We start from the raw sequence: 20883 nt of genomic DNA on the forward strand, positions 1-20883 counted from the left end.
CGCTGCTGCTCACGTTGGCCGCAGCCACCGCCGCCGTGGCGTTTTTTCATCGTGCTTGCCGCCCTTGCAGGCGGCAAGCACATCAGTCAGACAGCGCTCAACGCGCGACGCTGTTCACGTTGGCCGCAGCCACCGCCGTCATGTTGACGATGCGGCGCACCGTGGCGGCCGGCGTCAGGATGTGCACCGGCTTGGCCGCGCCGAGCAGGAACGGGCCGACCGTCACGCCGTCGCCGCCGATCATCTTCAGCAGGTTGTAGGCGATGTTGGCGGCTTCCACGTTCGGCATGATCAGCAGGTTCGCTTCGCCCGTCAGCGTGGTGCCGGGGAACGCGGCCTTGCGGATCACTTCCGACAGCGCGGCGTCGCCGTGCATTTCACCGTCCACTTCCAGTTGCGGCGCGCGCTCGGCGATCAGTTGGCGCGCTTCGGCCATGCGGCGCGACGAGGCCGACGGGGCGCTGCCGAAGTTCGAGCTCGACAGCAGCGCGGCCTTCGGCGTGATGCCGAAGCGCTCGATCTCGGCGGCGGCCTGGATCGTCATGTCGGCCAGTTGCTCGGCGCTCGGCAGCTCGTTGACGTAGGTATCGCACAGGAACAGGTTGCGGCCCGGCAGCATCAGCAGGTTCATCGCGGCCAGATGCGCGCTGCCCGGCGCGCGACCCAGCACCTGATCGACGTACTTCAGGTGGCTGTGGTACGTGTCGATCATGCCGCAGATCATGCCGTCGGCGTCGCCGAGGTGCACGAGGATCGCGCCGATCAGCGTGTTCGCCTTGCGCAGCGCGGCCTTCGCGAGCTCCGGCGTGACGCCTTCGCGCGCGCAAAGCTCGTGATAGGCCTGCCAGCACTGCTGGTAGCGCGGGTCGTCTTCGGGATCGACGATCTCGAAATCGGTGCCGGCGCGCAGCTTCGAGCCGATCTTCTTCAGGCGCATTTCCACCACGGCCGGACGGCCGATGATGATCGGCGTGGCGATCCTTTCCTGCAGCACCACCTGCGCGGCGCGCAGCACGCGCTCGTCCTCGCCCTCGGCGAACACGATGCGGGCCTGCTTGGCCTTGGCCGCCGTGAACACCGGGCGCATGACCATGCCGGTGCGGTAGACGGTGGCGCCCAGTTCCTCGCGATAGGCATCCATGTCGGCGATCGGGCGCGTGGCCACGCCCGAATCCATCGCGGCCTGCGCGACGGCCGGCGCGATCTTGATGATCAGGCGCGGGTCGAACGGCTTCGGAATCAGGTAGTCCGGACCGAATTCGAGCGAGTGGCCTTCATAGGCCTTGGCGACTTCCTCGCTTTGATCGGTTTCCTGCGCCAGGTCGGCGATCGCGCGCACGCAGGCCAGCTTCATCTCTTCCGTGATGGTGGTGGCGCCGACGTCGAGCGCGCCGCGGAAGATGAACGGGAAGCACAGCACGTTGTTGACCTGGTTCGGATAATCCGAACGGCCGGTCGCGACGATCGCATCGGGACGCACGGCCTTGGCCGCTTCCGGGCGGATTTCCGGCTCCGGGTTGGCCAGCGCCAGGATCAGCGGCTGGCTGCCCATGGTCTGCACCATTTCCGGCTTCAGCACGCCGGCGCTGGAGCAGCCGAGGAACACGTCGGCGCCGTCGATGGCGTCGGCCAGCGTGCGGGCCTCGGTGGTGGCGGCGTAGCGCTGCTTGGACGGATCGAGCTGGCCGCGGCCCTCGTAGATCACGCCCTTCGAATCGGTCACCAGCACGTTGGCCTTGCTCAGGCCGAGGTGCACCAGCAGATCCAGGCAGGCGATCGCCGCCGCACCGGCACCCGAGCACACCAGCTTGACGCTCGCCAGATCCTTGCCGACCACCTTCAGGCCGTTCAGGATCGCGGCCGAGGCGATGATCGCGGTGCCGTGCTGGTCGTCGTGGAACACCGGGATCTTCATGCGCTCGCGCAGCTTCTGCTCGATGTAGAAGCACTCGGGCGCCTTGATGTCCTCGAGGTTGATGCCGCCGAGCGTGGGCTCGAGCATCGCGATGGCCTCGACGAGCTTGTCCGGATCGGTTTCGGCCAGTTCGATGTCGAACACGTCGATGCCGGCGAATTTCTTGAACAGGCAGCCCTTGCCTTCCATCACCGGCTTGGACGCCAGCGGGCCGATGTTGCCGAGGCCCAGCACGGCGGTGCCGTTGGTGACCACGCCGACGAGGTTGCCGCGCGAGGTGTACTTCTGCGCGTCGAGCGGATCGGCGTGGATCGCCATGCAGGCGGCCGCGACGCCCGGCGAATACGCCAGCGACAGGTCGTACTGGTTCGACAGCGGCTTGGTCGGCGTGACCGAGATCTTGCCGGGCTTGGGATTCTGGTGATACGCGAGCGCGCTCTGCTTCAGTTGTTCATCCATGATGGGTCGTCTGATGTGCGAGAAAGGCGGAACGGTTGAGGATGGGAAGTGCGAAACGTTGCGCCGGCACCCGGCAGCAGGCATGCGCCGGGATGGAACGATCGAGGGGGATGGTCGATGGCGTCAGCGGTCGCGCGCCGGATCGGCGCGCCGTGGAACCTGCTGTTTGCGGGATGGGCAAGGAGACCAAGGTGCCGGCAAATTCTGGTGGGCGCTAAGTGTACACCTGGCCCGACACGCGTGTGGCTGCCCCCCGGGATACTCCTCATAGCGCGACGCACGGCCGCAGCAAGGCGCGGCGGCAGGTTGGCGAGCACGCCGGCGGGCGCCCGCCTCGGCCCCCCGTTCGGGCCGTCCGGCGGCCCGCCGATTCGGGTAAAATAGCGGCCCACGCGCGCAGCGAAATTCCGCCGCCTGCCGGTTCTCCGGCTCGGCCCGGCCGGACCCGTCGCCGCGCCACGGTGCCCCGCGCCCGCCCTCCCGCTCAACACCCAAGGAATGCCCATGACAGGCTTCGATCGTCAAACGATCTCCGACACGACCGCCAAAATCCTGCTCGAAGTGCAGGCGGTGCACTTCAACGCCGAAAAGCCGTTCATCTTCACGTCCGGCTGGGCGAGCCCCGTCTACATCGACTGCCGCAAGCTGATCTCGTATCCGCGCGTGCGCCGTGGCCTGATGGAGATGGCGGAAGCGACGATCCTGCGCGACGTCGGCTTCGAGCAGATCGACGCGGTCGCGGGCGGTGAAACCGCCGGCATTCCGTTCGCCGCCTGGATCGCCGACCGCATGATGCTGCCGATGCAGTACGTGCGCAAAAAGCCGAAGGGTTTCGGCCGCAACGCGCAGATCGAAGGCCATCTCGAGGAAGGCTCGCGCGTCCTGCTGGTGGAAGACCTGACCACCGACAGCCGCAGCAAGATCAACTTCATCAACGCGCTGCGCACCGCCGGCGCCGAAGTGAACCATTGCTTCGTGCTGTTCCACTACAACATCTTCAAGGAAAGCGTCTCGGTCCTGAAGGACATCGACGTCGACCTGCACGCGCTCGCCACCTGGTGGGACGTGCTGCGCGTCGCGAAGAACTCGGGCTACTTCGAAACCAAGACGCTCGACGAGGTCGAGAAATTCCTGCACGCGCCGGCCGAATGGTCGGCCGCGCACGGCGGCGCCACCTCGCCGAAGGACTGAGCGAACGCGCCGCACGCACGGCGCGCCTCGCCCCCGGAAACGCCCGTCACGCTAGCCCGTGACGGGCGTTTTTTCATGCGCACGCGGGCGGCCGCGAGGTAGACTCCCTCTCATCCTTGACACAGGGTCGCAACACCAATACGTGCCGGCGCACGCCGCCGGCCGACGTGAGGGGAGGATCGCGGCATGCTCGACGCTCGGCAGCATCAGCGCCTGGAACAACGGCAGAAGCGGCACCGGCGGCAGCGCCACGCGCTGCGCGCGCTGGCAGTGGCGGCCGCCGCGCTGGCCTGCAGTGCACAACCCGGCGCGCAACTTCCGTTCACGGTGTCGAGCACCGATCTGCGCGACGGCGGCCGGGTCGGCGCCGCGCAGCGCTACGCCAAGGGCGCCTGCCACGGCGAGAACCGCTCCCCCGAACTCAGTTGGCAGAACCCGCCGCCCGGCACCCGCGCCTACGCCATCACCGTCTTCGATCCCGACGCGCCAGGCCGCGGCTGGTGGCACTGGGCGGTGATCGGCATCCCCGCCTCGATCACGAGCCTGCCCGCCAACGCCAGCGCCTCCGGCGCACTGCGCCGGCTCGGCGCGGCCGAAGCCCGCAACGACTACGGCAACGACGGCTACGACGGCCCCTGCCCGCCGCCCGGCAAGCCGCACCGCTACGTGATCACCGTCTACGCGCTCGACACCGACCGCCTGCGCACCGTGCAGGGCCGCCCCGCGCAACTGTTCGATCACGAGATCGGCGTCTCCACGCTCGGCTGGGCGCGGCTCACCGTCACCGACGAACGCTGAAGCCGGCCGTTCGGGCCAGGGCCCGATCATCGAACACCGCCGTCAACAATCCGTCACGCCGCGCAGGCACGATGAACGCCGCCGCTTTTTTCGGCGCAACCGGTTACGGCCCTGTCCGTGAAGTCTTAAAATGGCGGCTTTCCGGCGTTCGCGCCGGCCGCCCCATTCCGTGAGAGCAAGATGACCACGAAAGTTTTTGTCGACGGCCAGGAAGGCACGACCGGCCTGAAGATCTTCGAATACCTGTCCGCCCGCGGCGACATCGACATCCTTCGCATCGACGATGCGAAACGCAAGGATGTGGAGGAGCGCCGGCGCCTGATCAACGCCTCGGACGTCACGTTCCTGTGCCTGCCCGACGTCGCCTCGCGCGAATCGGCCTCGCTGGTCGACAACGACCGCACGGTGCTGATCGACGCCAGCACGGCGTTTCGCACCAGCGCCGACTGGGCCTACGGCCTGCCCGAGCTGACCCGCGCCCAGCGCGAGCGCATTCGCGGCGCGAAGCGCATCGCGGTGCCGGGCTGCCATGCTTCGGCGTTCGTGCTGGCGATGCGCCCGCTGGTCGAGGCCGGCGTGGTGGCGGCCGATTTCGCGGCGCACAGCTATTCGATCACCGGCTACAGCGGCGGCGGCAAGAAGATGATCGCCGACTACGAGGCCGGCGGTAACGACCGCCTGGCCAGCCCGCGCGCCTACGCGCTGGCGCTCGGCCACAAGCATCTGCCGGAAATGGCCGCGCACACGGCCCTGGCCGACGCGCCGATCTTCACGCCGATCGTCGGCCCGTTCTTCAAGGGCCTGGCCGTCACCACCTACTTCACGCCGAGCCAGTTGGCCAAGCGCGTGGGCCCGCAGGACGTGCAGCGGATCTTCGCCGAGTACTACGCGGGCGAGGCGTTCGTGCGCGTCGCGCCGTACGATGCGGCCGAGAACCTCGACGACGGCTTCTTCGACGTGCAGGCGAACAACGACACCAACCGCGTCGATCTGTTCGTGTTCGGCAACGCCGAGCGCTTCGTCACGGTCGCGCGCCTCGACAACCTAGGCAAGGGCGCATCGGGCGCGGCGATCCAGTGCATGAACCTGGCCATCGGCACCGCCGAGGATGCCGGCCTGAACCGCTGACGCACTCCTTGCCCGAAGGCAATGCGGCGATTTCCGCCGCATTTCGACAAACCGGCCCGCGCGGCCGGTTTTTTCTTGTCCGCGATTTTCTCGCATGCGGCGGATATCGCGGATTGCATTCCCGAATCGCGCGCCGCCGCTATTCACGAGAATTCACATTCTTTCGAAACACTGAAAAATCGGCCGATTTTCCGCTGCTTCCCAATCATGAATATCCCGAATAGGGATACTCCCGAGTTCGCGCGCGCGAGCCTTGTGCCGCAAGCCTGACGACGTATCGCCGCGATCGGCGAATGCGCCATTTCGCGCACTCTGGAGGGAGTTTTCAAACGCCATTTACGTTTTAATTTCTCTCGACATGCCTGGTTTTACTGGCGATTTTGGCATGCGTCCCGTTTCAATCGCCTTTTTTAGACGATTCCATCAATTGACAGCCGAAGGTGGCGCGGCGAAATTACATCGCACAATTACACCGGAGACGCAGGCATGTCACACGCCTTGTGGAAGGGGACGGCCATGGCCATCGTGCCGGCCCCTTTGGCGGCCGCCATGGGCGCGACGATCGACCGATCGTCGGCCTCGGCCGGCGCACGGCACCCGATCGCGGGTGACGGCGCGTCACGTGCGCGAGCCTGCCTCGCGCCGCGCCAGTGCGCACACCGCCGCGCCGGCATCGCGTCGCTCCGCTTCGGGCGCCGGCCGGCTGACCACGCCGCCCTGTCTCGCCTCTCCCGCTTCCCGACGACGCACCTTCGCGCGAGATCCGCGCCCCGTCGCCTCGACGCACCCATCACGCCGGTGCAAGCCGGCACGCCGACCGCCGATTGCACGGCGGCGGCTCACCACGCATGCCGGCCCCAAGGGCCGGCTGCGACACACAGGATCAACGGGGGCGTGACGCCATCGGCCGACCCACGGCCAGGGGGCAACACGCACGGGTAGGGCAAGCAAAGAAGCGGCCGACAGGGAGCTGGCCGCCACCAAACAAGACAATCCTGGAGGAGCAACATGAAGCGGAATATCGTACTGGCCGCGGCCCTTGCCGTGCCTTTGCTGTTGTCGGCCTGCGGGGGCGGGGACGAACAGCCGCCCGCCGCGCTCGCCGCGACCGAGCCGGGCCTGTGCCCGTCGACGCTCGACTACAGCACCGTCTACACGGGCGGCGGCGGCGACGGCGAGCTCGTCAAGCTGCAACTCGATACGACCAAGAAGACCTGGCAGATCACCTATGTCGAATCGCCGATTCCGGTGACCACCGGCACCGTCACGCCGACCCGCGCGGGCAGCACCGCCACCGGCACGCTGACCCAGGAAACCGGCCTGCCGACCCAGAAGCTCAACAACTGCGCGTTCCAGTTGAACGGCGCGACGCTCGATCCGACGCGTCCGGCCCGCGTGTTCGTGGGCTTCGGCGTGGCGGGCGGCACGATTCCCGGCGCGCGCATCTCGTACGCCGGCGTGATCGGCGTGGGCGCGGTGCCGGATACGACGTTCCCGTACTACCCGTTCATCGGCTTCTCGGCGATCGAAACCAATCTCGCGAACCTGGCCGGCACCTACAGCCAGCTCGGCTACGGGCAAGTGCCGTCGCAGAACTTCGCGCCGACCACCATCGACGCCAAGGTGACGATCAACGCCGACGGCACCTGGACCCGCTGCGACACCACCGGCCAGTTCGCCGGCACCTGCCGTCAGCCGGGCGGCAACCTGACGGCCGCGCCGGACGGCTCGGGCGCGTTCGTGACCAGCAACTACCAGGGGCAGGTGAAGCCGACGCTGGCGCCGTCCGGCCCGCAGGCGAAGGGCTACATCATCGTCGGCAAGCTGCGCAACCAGCTCGTGCCGATCATGATCCGCACCGGCGTGGCGAACCCGAACCCGCTGCCCGACGCGAACGGCATCCCGGGCCTGACCGCCGACGACGAATCGGGCATCTCGATCATGTCGCCGCAGTCGAACGTCGTGCTCGGCTCGCAGAACGGCGAATACATCGGCGTGGACAGCCAGTTCAACTACCGCACCACCGCGCTGATCAACGCCCAGGCCACGCTGCTCGATCCGTTCAACGCCTCGCAGGCCTCGCTCGCAACAGCGCTGAACCTGAACTTCGGCCAGGCCACGCCGGGCACGGTCACCTCGGTGCACACGGACGCCACCAGCACCACGGCCACCGGCAAGTTCATCTTCACGGGCGGCGTGTTCGGCTTCCTCGACAACAACAACCCGACGACGCCGTATTTCACGATCGGCGCATTCGTCCAATAACCGAGGGGACCCAGCCGTGAAAAAGACTTTCCTTTGCGCGGCGGCCGCGAGCGCCGCCGCGCTGGGGCCGTGCGCGGCCCATGCGCAGAGCGCCGGCAGCAACGTGATCGGGCTGGGCTGGTTTCATGTCCAGCCGGTCCAGAGCAGCACGTCGCTGAACACCAGCGTCGCGCCGACACCGATCAACACGCCGCTGCGGCTGCCGTCGCAATTCGATTCGCCGGGCACCGGGCTGCGCACCAGCACCGCGGACACGGTCGGCCTGACGATCAGCCACTTCCTGACCGATCACATCGCGGTGACCTCGGTGGCCGGCGTGCCGCCGGTGTTCAAGGTGCGCGGCAACGGCACCATCACGCCGCCCGGGCCGGCCGGCGCGCTCGGCACGCAGAACATCGGGCTCGGCGCGGTGAACCCGATCGTCAAGAGCGTGCGGCAGTGGAGCCCGGCCGTGATTCTTCAGTACTACTTCGCGAATGCGAATGCGAAGGTCCGGCCGTTCCTCGGCGTGGGCGTGTCGTACAACTGGTTCAGCGATCTGCAACTGAGCAACAACTTCATCAAGCAGACGCAGGACAACCTCGGCGCGGTTCTCGCCGCGGGCGCGGGCAAGCCGGGCACCACGCAGGTGTCGGCCAAGGCGTCGTCGTCGTGGCAGCCGGTGTTCAACGCGGGCGTGACCTATGCGATCAACGACCACTGGGGGCTCATCGCATCGGTCACCTACATCCCGTTGAAGACGACCTCGACGGTCACGATCAAGGCGGCCGACGGCTCCACGCTGGCGGAATCGAAGAGCGACCTGAAGGCCAATCCGATCATCAGCTACCTGGCGGTGTCGTACAAGTTCTGATCGCCGGCCGGATCGAAGGGAAGCCGGGAAGAAGCAGGGCGTCGGAGGCAGCGGGCCGCCGTGGCGAATCGTATGGACGAAAAAAAGCCCGCCTAAGAGGCGGGCTGAATCCATATCAGAGGAGACATGGAGGAGACAGTTCCGACTATACCCGAGCGGATGTCGCATCGCAACATTTCCCTTCGGAAAATAAGGACTTTCCCTTGCGGGTTGTTGCGGAGTCGCGACAGGCGCTCCGCCCGGCGCGCGGCGCGGTTCGAGGCAGTTTCCGATGCGGCTCGATGCCTCGAAATGCACGCCCGGCAAGGCATGCAAGAAAAAACCCCGGCTTGCGACACACGCCGGGGTTGTTGTTTTTACGGTGAGCCCGAAGGCGGGACGCCGCCGGATGGGTCACGCTGTGCGGCAGACTGCCGCGCACCGCACCGGCCTCGTCAGTGACGCACCAACGCCATCGCCGCACCAAAGCCGACAAACACGCCGCCCGTCAGCCGGTTGAAGATCCGCACCACGCGTGCGCTGCGCAGCGACGCGCCGATTCGCGTGCCGAACGCGCAATAGACGACATACCAGCCCACCTCGCACACCGCCAGCGTGACCACCAGCACCGCGAACTGCGGCAGCTTCGGCGCGGCCGGATCGATGAACTGCGGCGTCAGCGCCACCGCGAACAGCAGCGCCTTCGGATTGCTGCCCGACACCAGAAAACCGTTGCGAAACAGTGCGGCCGGCGTGGCGGCCACGCCGATCGTGAGCGGCGCCGCCTCGGCGGCCGGATCGTTCGCGGCGTCTTCCACCCGCGCGCGCCAGGCCTTGATGCCGAGCCAGATCAGATAGCCCGCGCCGATCAGGCGCAACGCATCGAACATGCGCGGCCACGCCGTCAGGAACACACCGAGCCCGGCCGCCGAGACGAGGAACATCAGCACCAGCGCGAGCAGCGCGCCGGCCATCGTCGCCGTCGTGCGGCGCATGCCGTGGCGCGCGCCGTGCGACATCACCAGCAGCATGTTCGGGCCGGGAATCGCCGACACCACGAACATCGTCGCCAGGAACAACTCCCACGTATGCCAATTCATCGTTGCCTCGATCCGAAACGCCTGAAGGAAAACCGGCCAGCATTATGCCGGGGTTTTCGGGTGCGGCGAACCGGATCGGGCGGTGGCGTTCAGGGCGTTAGCGGCCCGCGCGACGCGCCGCGACCTCGCCGAGCACCGCGAAATCGCGCTCGCCGTCGCCGTGCGCGACCACGTCGAGCAGGTTGTCGCGCAGCACGCTGGCCACCGGCATCGGCACCGACACGCCCTCCGCCGCCTCGATCACCAGCCGCACGTCCTTCAGGCCGAGCCGGGCCTTGAACAGCGCCGGCTCGTAGCGGCGCTCGGCGATCATCGCGCCGTAGCCCTGGTAGATCGGCCCCGGCAGGATGCTGTTGGTGATCACGTCGAGGTAATCGCTGAACGCCACGCCGTGCCCCGTCAGCAGCGCCGCGGCTTCGCCCATCGTCTCGATCGCCGAGGCCAGCGCGAAATTGGCGGCCAGCTTCACGGCGTTGGCCTGCTGCGGCAGCGAACCGAGCCGCCAGGTCTTCTTGCCGATCACGTCGAACGCCGGCTGCACGCGATCGATCGCCTCGGCGGGGCCGGCGGCCACGATGGTCAGTTGCCCGAGCGCCGCGACGTTCGGGCGGCCGAGCACCGGCGCGGCCACGTAATGCAGGCCGCGCTCGGCGTGCGCATGCGCCAGCGTTTCGGCCAGCGCCACCGAGATGGTGGCCATGTTGACGTGCACCAGGCCGCGCGGCGCGTGTTCGAGCAGGCTCGCCTCGAACACGCCGCGCACGGCCGCGTCGTCGGCCAGCATCGAGAACACGGCGTCGCCCTGAAACGCCTCCGCGACCGAGCCGGCGTGTTCGGCGCCCGCCTCGACCAGCGGCGCGACTTTCTCCGGCGAACGGTTCCAGACGCGTACGCGATGCCCCGCCTTCAACAGGTTCAGCGCGATCGCGCCGCCCATCTCGCCGAGACCGACAAATCCGATATCCATGCTTCGCTCCTTGGTGGCTGGAGCGTCGAAGTAAAGCACAGCCGCGCGATCCTTGCCGGCGCCGAAAATGAAACAGTCCCGGCCGCGCGAACGGACGGGACTGCCTGTGAGAAGAACCACCGCCGCGCTGCACGCGCGGCGCGAGCGCTTACTGCTGCGCGCCCTTGTCGTTGGTGCCGGCGCTCGAAGCGGCAGCGGCCTTCGCCTTGCCCTTCGCGCTGCCGTGCTTCTTCAGCGTGTGCTTCGGCTTGCTCTTGTCGTGCTTGGCCGGTGCAGCCGCCGGGGCCGATGCGTCCTGCGCGAACACCGATGCCGAACCGAAGGCGAGCGTGGCGGCGGCCAGCGAAACGAGAAGCTTCTTCATGGTTCTACCCCTGCGTGAATGAATGGAAACGAACGGCGCGGATCGCATCCGAAACCTCGCCGTCGCTGTCTGTTCAACGTGCGCGCGGCACGCCGCGTTGACTGTCGAAAACCCTGATTCGGCAGCCGTCGTTTCCGTTCATGCAGGCGTCAGTGGAACAGCTTCATCGCCTGCGCCAGCGTGTTGACGACGCCCCACACGAGCGGCACCAGCACGTACAGCCAGAACACCACGAGCAGCCCCTTGTTGGTGGCATGCGCGGCGTCGTTGCGGGTCGAGAGATCGGTCATCGTGGGTCTTCCGTTATTTGCCGCCCGCGAGCTGCGCGTCGGTCATGTAGTGGTGATCGGCGACGCGGCGCACGAGCAGGTTGCAGAAGAAGCCGACGATCAGCAGGATCGCCATCAGGTGCACCGTCATCGTGTAGGCGTCGGCCTTGGCGACGCCATGGCCCACCTGGTACGCGCGGATGTAGTTGACCAGCACCGGGCCGGCCACGCCGGCCGCGGCCCAGGCCGTCAGCAGGCGGCCGTGGATGCCGCCCACGAACGCCGTGCCGAACATGTCGGCCAGGTAGGCCGGCACGGTCGAGAAGCCGCCGCCGTACATCGACAGGATCACGCCATACGCCAGCACGAACAGGGCGATGTTGCCGCTCGCCGCGAAACGCGGCACGCAGTAGTACAGCACCGCGCCGAGCACGAAGAAGATGAAGTAGGTGTTCTTGCGGCCGACCCAGTCGGACGCCGACGCCCACACGAACCGCCCGCCCATGTTGAACAGCGACAGCAGGCCGACGAAGCCGGCGGCAGCCGCGGCCGTCACGGTGTCCTTGAAGCTTTCCTGGATCATCACCGAGGCCTGGCCGAGAATGCCGATGCCGGCCGTCACGTTCAGGAACAGCACCAGCCAGATCAGGTAGAACTGCGGCGTCTTCAGGGCCTGGTCGATGTGGACGTGACGCGTGGTGATCATCTTGTTGGTCGACTGCGCGGGCGGCTCCCAGCCGGCCGGCTTCCAGCCTGCCGGCGGGATGCGGATCGCGAAGGCGCCGATCGTCATCGAGATGAAGTACGCGATGCCAAGCACCACGAACGTTTCGGCCACGCCGATGCTCGTTGCGCTCTTGAAGTGGTTCATCAGCGCCACCGACAGCGGCGCGGCGATCATCGCGCCGCCGCCGAAGCCCATGATCGCCATGCCGGTCGCCATGCCGCGGCGGTCCGGGAACCAGCGGATCAGCGTCGACACCGGCGACACGTAGCCGAGGCCCAGGCCGATCCCGCCGATCACGCCGTAGCCGAGGTACAGCATCCAGATCTGGTGGGTCCACACGCCGATCGCCGAGACGATGAAGCCGCCGCCGAAGCAGCAGGCCGCCGTCAGCATGGTGCGGCGCGGGCCGACGCGTTCGAGCCACTTGCCGGCGAAGGCCGCCGACAGGCCGAGGAACACGATCGCCAGCGAGAAGATCCAGCCGAGGGTGGTCAGCGTCCAGTCGCCCGGCCCCGATGCCGTGATGCCGATCACCTTGGTGAGCGGCCCGTTGAACACGGAAAAGGCGTACGCCTGCCCGATACAGAGGTGGACCGCGAGTGCCGCGGGCGGCACCATCCATCGCGAAAATCCGGGGCGAGCGATGGTCGCCTCCTTCGACATGAACGACGGGGCACCCGTGCGGCCAGCCGGCTCAATCACACTGCTCATGATGACTTGTCTCCGTTGCAAATCTTGTTGTGGCCTGCGCTGAACACGCGCCGGAGCCATCGCGGCATAGGAACCGCCGGTTCATATAATCTGTTGTCCAGAATGATTTTCCCCGAATCCGGCTCTGCCACACCGAACGATAGGCACGACGAAACACATGCGCAATATGAGATAAGTACGCATAAGGGAATGCCAAGACGTAAAAGATGTGAACAATTCGTCAAGACGCGCCGCCGCGTTCCCCGCCGCCGCCCGCCTTGCCTTGCCGCACCGGCCCCGCCGTCGCTCCGGGCCGCTCGCAGGAGCTTACGGCCAGCCGACAAAAGCCGCGCATCGTACGCGAGACGGCCGCGAAAAACAATTTTTAACACCCATGCCCCGTCACGCTTGTTAGCCTGCCTCGACATCGCCGGCCGGCGCCCGCGCGTGCCATCGGCCGGCGATACTCCGACTTCCCCCGCTTGAGAGAACGATCGAATCGATGAAAGTACCGAACAAGATGGCGGCGTGCGCGCTGCTCGCCGGCGCGACGCTGTCGCTGGCCGGCTGCGGCAGCAGCAGCGGGCCGCGTCCGCTCGCCCAATCCCAGGCCGCCGCGGTGGGCGCGCCGCCGGGCGCGATGATCTACGTGTCGTCCGGCCTGCAGGCCCCGCAGATCGAGCGCTGCCTGTCGAGCCGGATGTCGCGCTCGCGCGTCGAACGGCAGGGCCGCGTCTCGACGATGCTGGTCGGCCCCCGTTCGACCGACGAGGACTGGCGCATCACGCTCGAACAGAACGCGGCGGCCGGCACCACGATCGCCGTCTATCCGCCCGCGAGCGGCGACGGCGAGCCGGACGAAGCCTCGTTGCGCTTCCACATCGCGCGCTGCGCGGTCTGACGAATCGGGCGCGGGCGCACAGTACTTTTCCCCAGGCGGCTGTGGACGACCGCTGTGCGGCACCCCGCCCGATGCGCACTGCGTCCGCAACGGGCCTACAATTCGCGGCGGAACTGCCGTAAAAGCCTTTGCTTATATAGGTAAGGTTGGTTAACAATTGCGACGCGCGCCTGTGGACAACCTGCCTTTGTCCCGCGCAATCCAAGCGGTAGCGGTTTTTGCCCGGGCCATCGCAGCACGACAGCGCCAGTGCCGGCGCGCGTCGTGCCGCCACGGACAACCGGCCCGCCAACCCGGTGCAGCGCCCGGACCCGCCCGTACGCGGCGCACGCAGACGGCAATGCATCCGTGCAACCCCGGCCGCATTGCCGGCAGCCTATCTCGTAAATCGGAAGGAACTCGCATGGAATTCGAACCGGCCGGCGTGCCGCCCCATCGGCCCGCTCCACCGGAATCGGCCGGCGCGGACGCCGCGCTCGAAGCCGCGCGGCGCGCGATCCCGGCGACCTCGTCGGCCGAAGGCACTGCCATCGTGCTGCTGGTCGACGATCAGCCGATCGTGCGCGAAGCGGTGCGCCAGGCGCTGGCCGGCGAGACCGGCATCGAGCTGCGCTACTGCCAGCACGCCACGCAGGCGCTGGACGTGGCGCGCCAGACGCGTCCCACCCTGATCCTGCAGGACCTGGTGATGCCCGAGGTGGACGGCCTGACGCTGGTGCAGCATTACCGGCGCACGCCGGAGCTGCGCGACGTGCCGATCATCGTGCTGTCCGCCAAGGAAGAGCCGCGGATCAAGCAGGCCGCGTTCGAGGCCGGCGCGAACGACTACCTGATCAAGCTGCCGGATCGTGTCGAACTGGTCGCGCGCATCCGCTACCACTCGCGCGCCTACGTCAACCTGCTGCAGTTGAACACCGCCTACCGTGCGCTGCGTCAGTCGCAGGAAGAGCTGCTGGCCGCCAATCGCGAGCTGGAGCGGCTGTCGCAATCGGACGGCCTGACCTCGCTGCCGAACCGCCGTTATCTCGACGCCTACCTCGACGGCGAGTGGCGCAAGAGCCTGCGCGAAGGCAACGAGCTGTCGATGCTGATGATCGACGTCGATCGCTTCAAGCAATACAACGACACCTACGGCCACGTGGCCGGCGACGACGTGCTGCGCCAGGTCGGCGCGACGCTGCAACGCTGCATGAGCCGCCCCGGCGACCTGGCCGCGCGCTTCGGCGGCGAGGAATTCGCCGTGGTGCTGCCGGGCACGCCGGCCAGCGGCGCGCGGCTGGTAGCCGAAAAGATCCGCCTCGAAGTGGCCGCGCTGAAGGTGCCGCACACGGGCGGCGCCGACGGCGGGATCGTCACCGTCAGCATTGGTGGCGCCTGCACCGTGGCCTCGCAACTGAGCGGCATCACGGCGCTGATCGAAGCCGCCGACGCTGCGCTTTATCAGGCCAAGCGCGACGGGCGCAATCGCGCGGTGATCGCCACCGGCGATTGAACGCCACGGGGGCGGCGGCCTTGAAGCGAGGGCGTCGATGCCCTTGTGAACGCGGTCCTGCGTGATGCCGAGCGTCACCCGGCGATCATGAGCGCCACGGGGCTGCGGGGCGAGCTTGCAGCGAGGGCTTCGACGCCCGTGTGGCGCGTTCCTGCGTGATGCCGAATGTCACCCGGCGATCATTCCGGGCCACCGCCACCGCTTGCCTCGCCTCTCCGCTTCAGGCTGCCGCCACCGCGCGGCGCAGCGCCACCACCGCCTCCGGCAGGCGCGGCCCGAAACCGAGCAGGAACAGCGCATCGAGCGATGCCACGCGCGACGCGCGCCCGGCCGGCGTCAACGAGAAACCGGCCGAGGCCAGCAGCCGCTGCGCGCCGCCGGCCGCGCGCAGCGTGTCGTCGGTGGTCAGCACCACGTCCGGCTGCGCCGCGACCAGCGCCTCCGAATTCATCACCTTGTAGCCGTCCACACCCTCGATCGCATTGGCGAACCCCGCGTAGCGCAGCATCGCGTCGGCGGCGGTGCGCTGCCCGGCGATCATCGGCTGACGCCCGGCCGGGTCCATCACGAACAGCACGCGCCGCGCCGCCGGCTTCGGCGCCGACGCGGCCTGCGCCCAGTCGCGATCGAACTGCGCGAGGCGCGCCCGCCCGGCGTCCTGCGCGCCGAGCGCGGCCGCCACGCCGGCAATCTTCTCGCGCACCGACGCCACGTCGTGCCGCTCGGCGAACAGGTCGATCTCGATGCCGATGCGGCGCACCTGATCGAGCGCGGTGGCCGGCCCTGCCTCGGCCGATGCCAGCACCAGGTCGGGCCGCAGCGCCAGCAGGCTTTCGGCCGACAGCGCGCGCTGATAGCCGATCTTCGGCAGCGTGAGCGCCTGGGCCGGGAACGTGCAGGTGGTGTCCGAGCCGACCAGGCGATCCGCGCGGCCCAGTGCGTAGACGATCTCGGCCAGCGCGCCGCCGATCACCACGACGCGCCGCGGGCCGGCCGGCGCGCCGGCATCCTGCTTCGCGTCTTGCGGTGCTTCCGGCCCCGTCACGGCGCCCCACGCGCCGGCCGCCGCAGCCGCACCGCTCGCGCCGAGCGCCAGCCCGCCCGCGTGGCGCAGCCAGCGGCGGCGGCCCGCATCATGCAGCGCGCCGCTCATGTCCGCACCGCGTCGTGGGCCTGCCCGAGCCGCGCCACCGCCTCGCGCCAGCCGGCCAGCTCCGGCGCACCCGGCTTGCGCGCGCCGAACAGCATCGCGATCGTCTCGCCCTGCGCGTCGAACAGTTCGACCGAGGTGACCACGCCATCTCGGGTCGGCTTGCGTACGAGCCACGCGCTATCGACCAGATCGGTACGCAAATGCAGGTTGAAATCGGGGTCCATCACGTTGAGCCACGGCCCCATCGGCACGATGTTGCGCACCGGGCCGGTATGGATCTGGATCATGCCGGCATTGCCGACGAACACCATGATCGGCAACCCGCTCGCGGCAACGTCGTCGAGCAGCGCGGCCACCGCGCCGTGCGCGAGCGGCGCGGCGCGCTCGCCGCCGGCCAGCCGCAGCGCCTGCAGGCGGCCCACGCCGAACTTGCGCAGCATGCCGAAGAATTCATGGGTGTCCTGCATCGCGTCCCACGCGACGCGGAAGCCCGCCACATCGATCTCGCCGTCGGCGCGCGGCGCGGCGGGCGCGGGTGCCTCGGCCACCGTCAGCCCGGCCACCTGCGGGTTCGCCACATGACGCGCGACGAGCGCGTCGTACGCCGCACGATCGCTGTCGGCGCGCAGGTAGAGCTTGGTGACCGCCACGCCCTGCGCATCGAAGAACTGCAGGCTGTGGCGTTCGCCGCTCTCGCCCGGCTCGCGCACCGCGAACGCCGAGGCCCATTTCGAGTAAAAGATCCGCAGGTCGATCGCGCTGCCGAGCGCCAGCCCGACCGGGCCGTCGTGACTGATCTTCTCGAACGCGCCGATCTTCTCGTGCACCGCGGCCTCGTTGCGCGTGAGCGTCATCACGTTGCCGAGCAGCGGCATCGCTTCGTACAACTCGATAAACCGCGCATCGAGCCGCCTCACGTGCTCACCGACGAACGCGGCCAACGCCTCGCCCTCGCTGATGCCGAGCGTGGCCGCCGCATCGCGGTGGCGAAGCCGGCGCTCGGTGCGCAACGCGGTGAAATCGCGGCGCAGCGCGGCCAGCGAGGCGGCGTCCTGCGTGTACGGCGCTGGCGAAGCGCGCGCCGTGTCGATGGAAGAAACGATGGAAGGAGCCGTCATCTGATGTGCCTCGCTGGGTTCGGTTGAGTTCGGTGCATGCCGGCCGATCAGAAATCGATCTTCATGCCGACGTTGAAATTGCGTCCCGGAGCCGTCAGCGCCGCGATCTTCGCGTCGCCGTCGCTGTCCTTCAGCCCGCGCACGTCGTTCCAGATCCAGTATTTGCGGTCGAACAGGTTGTCGATGCCGGCCGTCACGCTGACGTGCTTCGTGAAGTGGTAGCCCGCATGCAGATCGACGATCGTGAACGACGGCGTCGAATAGAACGTCGGGTCCGACATCGACGACTTGCTCTTGCGCGAGTTGTAGGTCACGTCGGCGCCGGCGAACCAGCGCTCGCCGCCCGTGTAGCGCAGGCCGAGCACCACCGCGAGCGGCGGCACCGTGTCGAGCCCGGTGGTCACGCCGTCCTTGGTTTCGGTGCCGCGAATCCAGGCGAAGCCGCCCTTCAGTTCCAGGTTGTCGTTGACGAGCCAGTCGGCCTTCGCCTCGATGCCGTGGATCGACGCCTGCGAGTAGTTCACGTACTGCACCGTGTACGGGTTGCTCGCCGACGTGACGCTGCCGCCCACCACCTTGGTGTCGATGAAATCGTTGTAGCGGCCCGTGAAGCCCGCGACGCTGTAGTTGACCTGGCCCGTGCCCGCGCCGAACTTGCCGCGCATGCCCAGCTCGAACGTGTTGCTGGTTTCGGGCTTCAGGTTCGGGTTGCCGACCTGCTGATAGAACAGGCCGTAGGAGCCGGCCGGGTTGTAGTAGCTGTTGACCTGATACGCGGACGGCGCACGGAAACCGCGTGCGTATTGCACGTACGGCACGAACGCCGGCGTGATCTCGTAGAGCAGCGCGAGGCGCGGCGAGACGGCGTTGTCGGTCAGGCCGGTGGTCGGCTTGGTCGAGGTGGCCGCCGCCGTGGTGTAGGTGGCGTCGGCGTGCGGCGTCATGCGGAACCAGTCGAAGCGCACACCCGGCACGATGCTCAGGCGATCCCAGCGCATGTCGTCCTGCAGGTAGGCGCCGAACGTCGTCTGGGTGGTCTTCGGGAACACTTCCGGATAGCCGTCGCCGCCCGGCACCCACTCGCCCGCCGCCGAACTCGACGTGCTGTAGTGCGACACGCTCACGTCGAAGCCGTAGGTCAGTTGATGCTTGAGCACGCCGGTGACGAACTTGCTGTCGGCCACCACGTTGCCGCCGACGATGTTGTCGCGGTAATCGTTGATGCGCGAGCGGTTGGCCGTCGCACCCGTGGCGCTCACACCGCCGATGTCGAGCGTCTGGTGGGTCTGCGCATTTCGGTAGTACACCGAAGCATGAAGCTGCTGAAAATACGGGTTCGATTCGTCGCGATGATCGTAGTCGAGCTGCACGCGGTTGCTCTGCACGTCGTTGCCCGTCACGTAGCGGTTCGCCGTGTAGCTGCGCGTGCCGCCGGTCCAGCGATAGGCGCCGCCCAACTGGGACAGCCCGTCGCTCAGGTTCGTGTTGTTCAGCGTTTCGGCCGTGAGCTTCAGCGTGTCGGCATGGGTCAGCTTGAACACCACCTTGCCGAGCGCGTTGCGGTTGTTGTAGGTCAGCGGGTCCGGCTTCGAGCGCTGCGCGCCGAGGCCGCCCGTGTCGCCCTGGCTGTCGGTTTCGTGGCCGTGGCGGCCGCTCAATACCAGCATGCCCTGCACGCGCTCGCCGCCGAACGCGGCGGTGGCGGTCGACCCCCAGCTGCGATCGGTCGAATCGTAGCCGCCCTTCAGCGAGAAATAGGTCGGCTTGCCATAGATCGACAGCAGATCCTTCGGGTCTTTCGTCACGAAGTTGACCGCGCCCGTCAGGCCGTCGCTGCCGTACAGCACCGAGGTTGGCCCGCGCAGCACTTCGATGCGTTCGTACAGGTCCGTATTCAGGTAATCGCCGCGCCCCGTCGCGCCCGAGCCGAACGCGAACGACTGCGGCAGCGGCACGCCGTCTTCCAGCATCAGCACGCGGTTGCCCTCGAGCCCGCGAATATTGATGCCTTCGTTGCCGCCACGGCCCGCCGCGCCGCTGATGCCCGACGGGCGATACGCCTGGCGGCGCACCTCGACGCCCGGCTCGTACTTGAGCGCGTCCTTGATGTCGCGCGCGTTGTTGTCGTCGATATCGTCGCTCGTGATGACCGACACCGATGCGGCCGTGCGATTCAGGCGGGTGGTCCCCACGCGGTTGGCCGTGACCGACACGGCCTTCAGTTCCTGCTCGCGGCGCAGCACCGACGGTGCGCCATTGGCGGCTTCCGGTTGCGGCGCCGATACGGCCGGGCGCTCGGTCGCGGGCGTGTCCGCCATCGCGACGGCGCAGGTCTTCGCGAGCATCGCCGGCACGACGATCCGGACGAAACGACGTTTGAACTGCATCTGCTACTCCCCGTATGAGTGGTTTTTCGATCGGCGGCCCGGTGGATCTCGGGCGACGAGTGCGGCCGATTGTATCGTAAACGCGAATCATTACTATTTGCATTTGAAAGACTGAGATGAGAGGGGTGGCGTGACGGTTCGGCGGGATTGGGGCTGGCGGGTCGGGTTCTTGCGTCGCGGGCAGACACACCCGACGGGGCGGGCGCGTGCGACAATCGTCGCGCCATCTTTCCGCAACGTCTTCGATCGTGCCCCCGAAATCGCCTTCCCCCTCGTCAGACTGGATCCTCCGCGCGAGTCCCGCGCACGGGATCGAGCGCGTCGAGGCGTGGTTTCAGGGCAAGGCCTACGGCATGCATCGGCACGACACCTATGCGATCGGCCGCACGCTCGCCGGCGTGCAGAGCTTTCAATACCGGCGCAGCCGCCGCGACAGCCTGCCCGGCAACACGCTGGTGCTGCATCCCGACGAGGCGCACGACGGCCAGGCCGGCACGGACGAGGGCTTTCGTTATCGGATCGTCTATGTCGAGCCGTCGCTGTTCCAGGAGGTGCTCGGCGGCCGTGCGCTGCCGTTCGTCGAAGGCGGCGTGACGACCGACCCGCGGCTGGCGGCCGCCACCGGCACGCTGCTGCAATCGGTCGGCCAGGCGCTCGATCCGCTCGAACAGGCCGGCGCGATCGCCGAGCTGGCCCATGCGCTGGCCGCCGTGGCCGGCCTGCCCGACGCGCACGGCACGGCCGATTACGCCGCCGCCCGGCGCGCCCGCGACTATCTGCGCGAGAACTGCACGCGCGCGCTCAGGCTCGAGGAAGTGGAAGCGGCCACCGGGCGCGATCGCTGGAGCCTGTCGCACGATTTCCGTACGTTCTACGGCACCAGCCCCTACCGCTACCTGACCATGCGCCGGCTCGACGTGGCGCGCCGCCTGCTGATGGCCGGCGAGACGCTGTCGAGCGCCGCCATCGACGCCGGGTTCGCCGATCAGGCCCACATGACGCGCCAGTTCGCCCAGGCGTTCGGCATCACGCCGGGCCGCTGGCGGCAGATGAGCGCCGCCCGGCCGGGCGGCTGACCGCGCGGCGGCGTCACATCTTCACGCCGTCACGCGCCCACGATCGTTCAA

Annotated in this window: 18 protein-coding genes; 9 read left to right on the forward strand and 9 right to left on the reverse strand. The window is 68.1% G+C overall.

The genetic code is table 11. The annotated features are described in order from the left end of the window. Positions 1-97: 97 nt before the first annotated feature. A complete protein-coding gene (locus tag ACYP33_RS10020; RefSeq protein ID WP_414450536.1) occupies positions 98-2374 on the reverse strand; it encodes an NADP-dependent malic enzyme in 2277 nt (758 codons plus the stop codon). A gap of 504 nt (positions 2375-2878) precedes the next feature. Between ACYP33_RS10020 and ACYP33_RS10025 the strand changes: the two genes are divergently transcribed. From ACYP33_RS10025 to ACYP33_RS10050, 6 genes are all read left to right on the forward strand, one after another. Continuing rightward, positions 2879-3565: an orotate phosphoribosyltransferase gene (locus ACYP33_RS10025; RefSeq protein ID WP_206126309.1), complete on the forward strand. Its 687-nt coding sequence runs from the start codon at positions 2879-2881 to the stop codon at positions 3563-3565. A 186-nt stretch (positions 3566-3751) separates the two neighbouring features. Then, the gene (locus ACYP33_RS10030) at positions 3752-4363 is read left to right on the forward strand and encodes a YbhB/YbcL family Raf kinase inhibitor-like protein (RefSeq protein WP_459621369.1); all 612 of its coding nucleotides are present in this window, start codon (positions 3752-3754) and stop codon (positions 4361-4363) included. Between the two features lie 180 nt (positions 4364-4543). After that, a complete protein-coding gene (gene argC, locus ACYP33_RS10035) occupies positions 4544-5491 on the forward strand; it encodes an N-acetyl-gamma-glutamyl-phosphate reductase (protein ID WP_459621371.1) in 948 nt (315 codons plus the stop codon). Between the two features lie 21 nt (positions 5492-5512). After that, complete coding sequence (locus ACYP33_RS10040; protein WP_459621372.1) at positions 5513-5761, forward strand: hypothetical protein; 249 nt, start codon at positions 5513-5515, stop codon at positions 5759-5761. Between the two features lie 738 nt (positions 5762-6499). Continuing rightward, on the forward strand, positions 6500-7756 hold the full coding sequence (locus tag ACYP33_RS10045; protein WP_459621374.1) for a DUF2957 domain-containing protein: 1257 nt from the start codon (positions 6500-6502) through the stop codon (positions 7754-7756). 16 nt (positions 7757-7772) lie between these two features. Beyond that, positions 7773-8609, forward strand: a complete 837-nt coding sequence (locus ACYP33_RS10050; RefSeq protein WP_414443647.1) for an OmpW/AlkL family protein — start codon at positions 7773-7775, stop codon at positions 8607-8609. Positions 8610-9043: 434 nt separating this feature from the next. On the opposite strand, the gene ACYP33_RS10055 is transcribed toward ACYP33_RS10050, so the two are convergent. The 5 genes from ACYP33_RS10055 to ACYP33_RS10075 all read right to left on the reverse strand — a co-directional run bounded on the left by ACYP33_RS10055 (position 9044) and on the right by ACYP33_RS10075 (position 12726). Further along, positions 9044-9688 (reverse strand): LysE family translocator, encoded by a 645-nt coding sequence (locus ACYP33_RS10055; protein ID WP_459621376.1) that lies wholly within the window; start codon positions 9686-9688, stop codon positions 9044-9046. A 97-nt stretch (positions 9689-9785) separates the two neighbouring features. Then, on the reverse strand, positions 9786-10655 hold the full coding sequence (locus ACYP33_RS10060) for an NAD(P)-dependent oxidoreductase (RefSeq protein WP_414450541.1): 870 nt from the start codon (positions 10653-10655) through the stop codon (positions 9786-9788). Between the two features lie 148 nt (positions 10656-10803). Beyond that, positions 10804-11019, reverse strand: a complete 216-nt coding sequence (locus ACYP33_RS10065; RefSeq protein ID WP_414443644.1) for a hypothetical protein — start codon at positions 11017-11019, stop codon at positions 10804-10806. Positions 11020-11168: 149 nt separating this feature from the next. Then, entirely contained in the window at positions 11169-11309 is a 141-nt protein-coding gene (locus ACYP33_RS10070; protein WP_414443643.1) for an MFS transporter small subunit, read from the reverse strand. 13 nt (positions 11310-11322) lie between these two features. Beyond that, positions 11323-12726 (reverse strand): L-lactate MFS transporter, encoded by a 1404-nt coding sequence (locus tag ACYP33_RS10075; RefSeq protein ID WP_414443642.1) that lies wholly within the window; start codon positions 12724-12726, stop codon positions 11323-11325. A gap of 481 nt (positions 12727-13207) precedes the next feature. On the opposite strand from ACYP33_RS10075, the gene ACYP33_RS10080 reads away from it, so the two are divergent. Both ACYP33_RS10080 and ACYP33_RS10085 read left to right on the forward strand, forming a co-directional pair. After that, on the forward strand, positions 13208-13606 hold the full coding sequence (locus ACYP33_RS10080) for a hypothetical protein (protein WP_459621379.1): 399 nt from the start codon (positions 13208-13210) through the stop codon (positions 13604-13606). A gap of 403 nt (positions 13607-14009) precedes the next feature. Then, positions 14010-15098 (forward strand): diguanylate cyclase domain-containing protein, encoded by a 1089-nt coding sequence (locus ACYP33_RS10085; protein ID WP_414450545.1) that lies wholly within the window; start codon positions 14010-14012, stop codon positions 15096-15098. A gap of 220 nt (positions 15099-15318) precedes the next feature. Here the strand turns inward: ACYP33_RS10085 and ACYP33_RS10090 are convergent, their stop codons facing one another. From ACYP33_RS10090 to ACYP33_RS10100, 3 genes are read right to left on the reverse strand one after another with little or no spacing between them, the layout of a single operon-like run. Beyond that, entirely contained in the window at positions 15319-16251 is a 933-nt protein-coding gene (locus tag ACYP33_RS10090) for a heme/hemin ABC transporter substrate-binding protein (RefSeq protein WP_459621381.1), read from the reverse strand. After that, on the reverse strand, positions 16248-17369 hold the full coding sequence (locus ACYP33_RS10095) for a hemin-degrading factor (RefSeq protein WP_459621383.1): 1122 nt from the start codon (positions 17367-17369) through the stop codon (positions 16248-16250). The genes ACYP33_RS10090 and ACYP33_RS10095 overlap by 4 nt, the downstream gene beginning before the upstream one ends. A gap of 47 nt (positions 17370-17416) precedes the next feature. Continuing rightward, positions 17417-19756, reverse strand: a complete 2340-nt coding sequence (locus ACYP33_RS10100) for a TonB-dependent hemoglobin/transferrin/lactoferrin family receptor (protein ID WP_459621385.1) — start codon at positions 19754-19756, stop codon at positions 17417-17419. Positions 19757-20004: 248 nt separating this feature from the next. On the opposite strand from ACYP33_RS10100, the gene ACYP33_RS10105 reads away from it, so the two are divergent. Next, on the forward strand, positions 20005-20832 hold the full coding sequence (locus ACYP33_RS10105) for an AraC family transcriptional regulator (RefSeq protein ID WP_459621387.1): 828 nt from the start codon (positions 20005-20007) through the stop codon (positions 20830-20832). The last annotated feature ends 51 nt before the right edge of the window (positions 20833-20883 follow it).

This window comes from Burkholderia sp. 3C, from assembly GCF_054589155.1.

Bases quoted from the DNA above. Each gene is read 5' to 3' on its own strand.
- ACYP33_RS10020 (WP_414450536.1), bottom strand. From the start codon at position 2,374: ATGGATGAACAACTGAAGCAGAGCGCGCTCGCGTATCACCAGAATCCC.
- ACYP33_RS10025 (WP_206126309.1), top strand. From the start codon at position 2,879: ATGACAGGCTTCGATCGTCAAACGATCTCCGACACGACCGCCAAAATC.
- ACYP33_RS10030 (WP_459621369.1), top strand. From the start codon at position 3,752: ATGCTCGACGCTCGGCAGCATCAGCGCCTGGAACAACGGCAGAAGCGG.
- argC (WP_459621371.1), top strand. From the start codon at position 4,544: ATGACCACGAAAGTTTTTGTCGACGGCCAGGAAGGCACGACCGGCCTG.
- ACYP33_RS10040 (WP_459621372.1), top strand. From the start codon at position 5,513: ATGCGGCGATTTCCGCCGCATTTCGACAAACCGGCCCGCGCGGCCGGT.
- ACYP33_RS10045 (WP_459621374.1), top strand. From the start codon at position 6,500: ATGAAGCGGAATATCGTACTGGCCGCGGCCCTTGCCGTGCCTTTGCTG.
- ACYP33_RS10055 (WP_459621376.1), bottom strand. From the start codon at position 9,688: ATGAATTGGCATACGTGGGAGTTGTTCCTGGCGACGATGTTCGTGGTG.
- ACYP33_RS10060 (WP_414450541.1), bottom strand. From the start codon at position 10,655: ATGGATATCGGATTTGTCGGTCTCGGCGAGATGGGCGGCGCGATCGCG.
- ACYP33_RS10065 (WP_414443644.1), bottom strand. From the start codon at position 11,019: ATGAAGAAGCTTCTCGTTTCGCTGGCCGCCGCCACGCTCGCCTTCGGT.
- ACYP33_RS10070 (WP_414443643.1), bottom strand. From the start codon at position 11,309: ATGACCGATCTCTCGACCCGCAACGACGCCGCGCATGCCACCAACAAG.
- ACYP33_RS10075 (WP_414443642.1), bottom strand. From the start codon at position 12,726: ATGAGCAGTGTGATTGAGCCGGCTGGCCGCACGGGTGCCCCGTCGTTC.
- ACYP33_RS10080 (WP_459621379.1), top strand. From the start codon at position 13,208: ATGAAAGTACCGAACAAGATGGCGGCGTGCGCGCTGCTCGCCGGCGCG.
- ACYP33_RS10085 (WP_414450545.1), top strand. From the start codon at position 14,010: ATGGAATTCGAACCGGCCGGCGTGCCGCCCCATCGGCCCGCTCCACCG.
- ACYP33_RS10090 (WP_459621381.1), bottom strand. From the start codon at position 16,251: ATGAGCGGCGCGCTGCATGATGCGGGCCGCCGCCGCTGGCTGCGCCAC.
- ACYP33_RS10095 (WP_459621383.1), bottom strand. From the start codon at position 17,369: ATGACGGCTCCTTCCATCGTTTCTTCCATCGACACGGCGCGCGCTTCG.
- ACYP33_RS10100 (WP_459621385.1), bottom strand. From the start codon at position 19,756: ATGCAGTTCAAACGTCGTTTCGTCCGGATCGTCGTGCCGGCGATGCTC.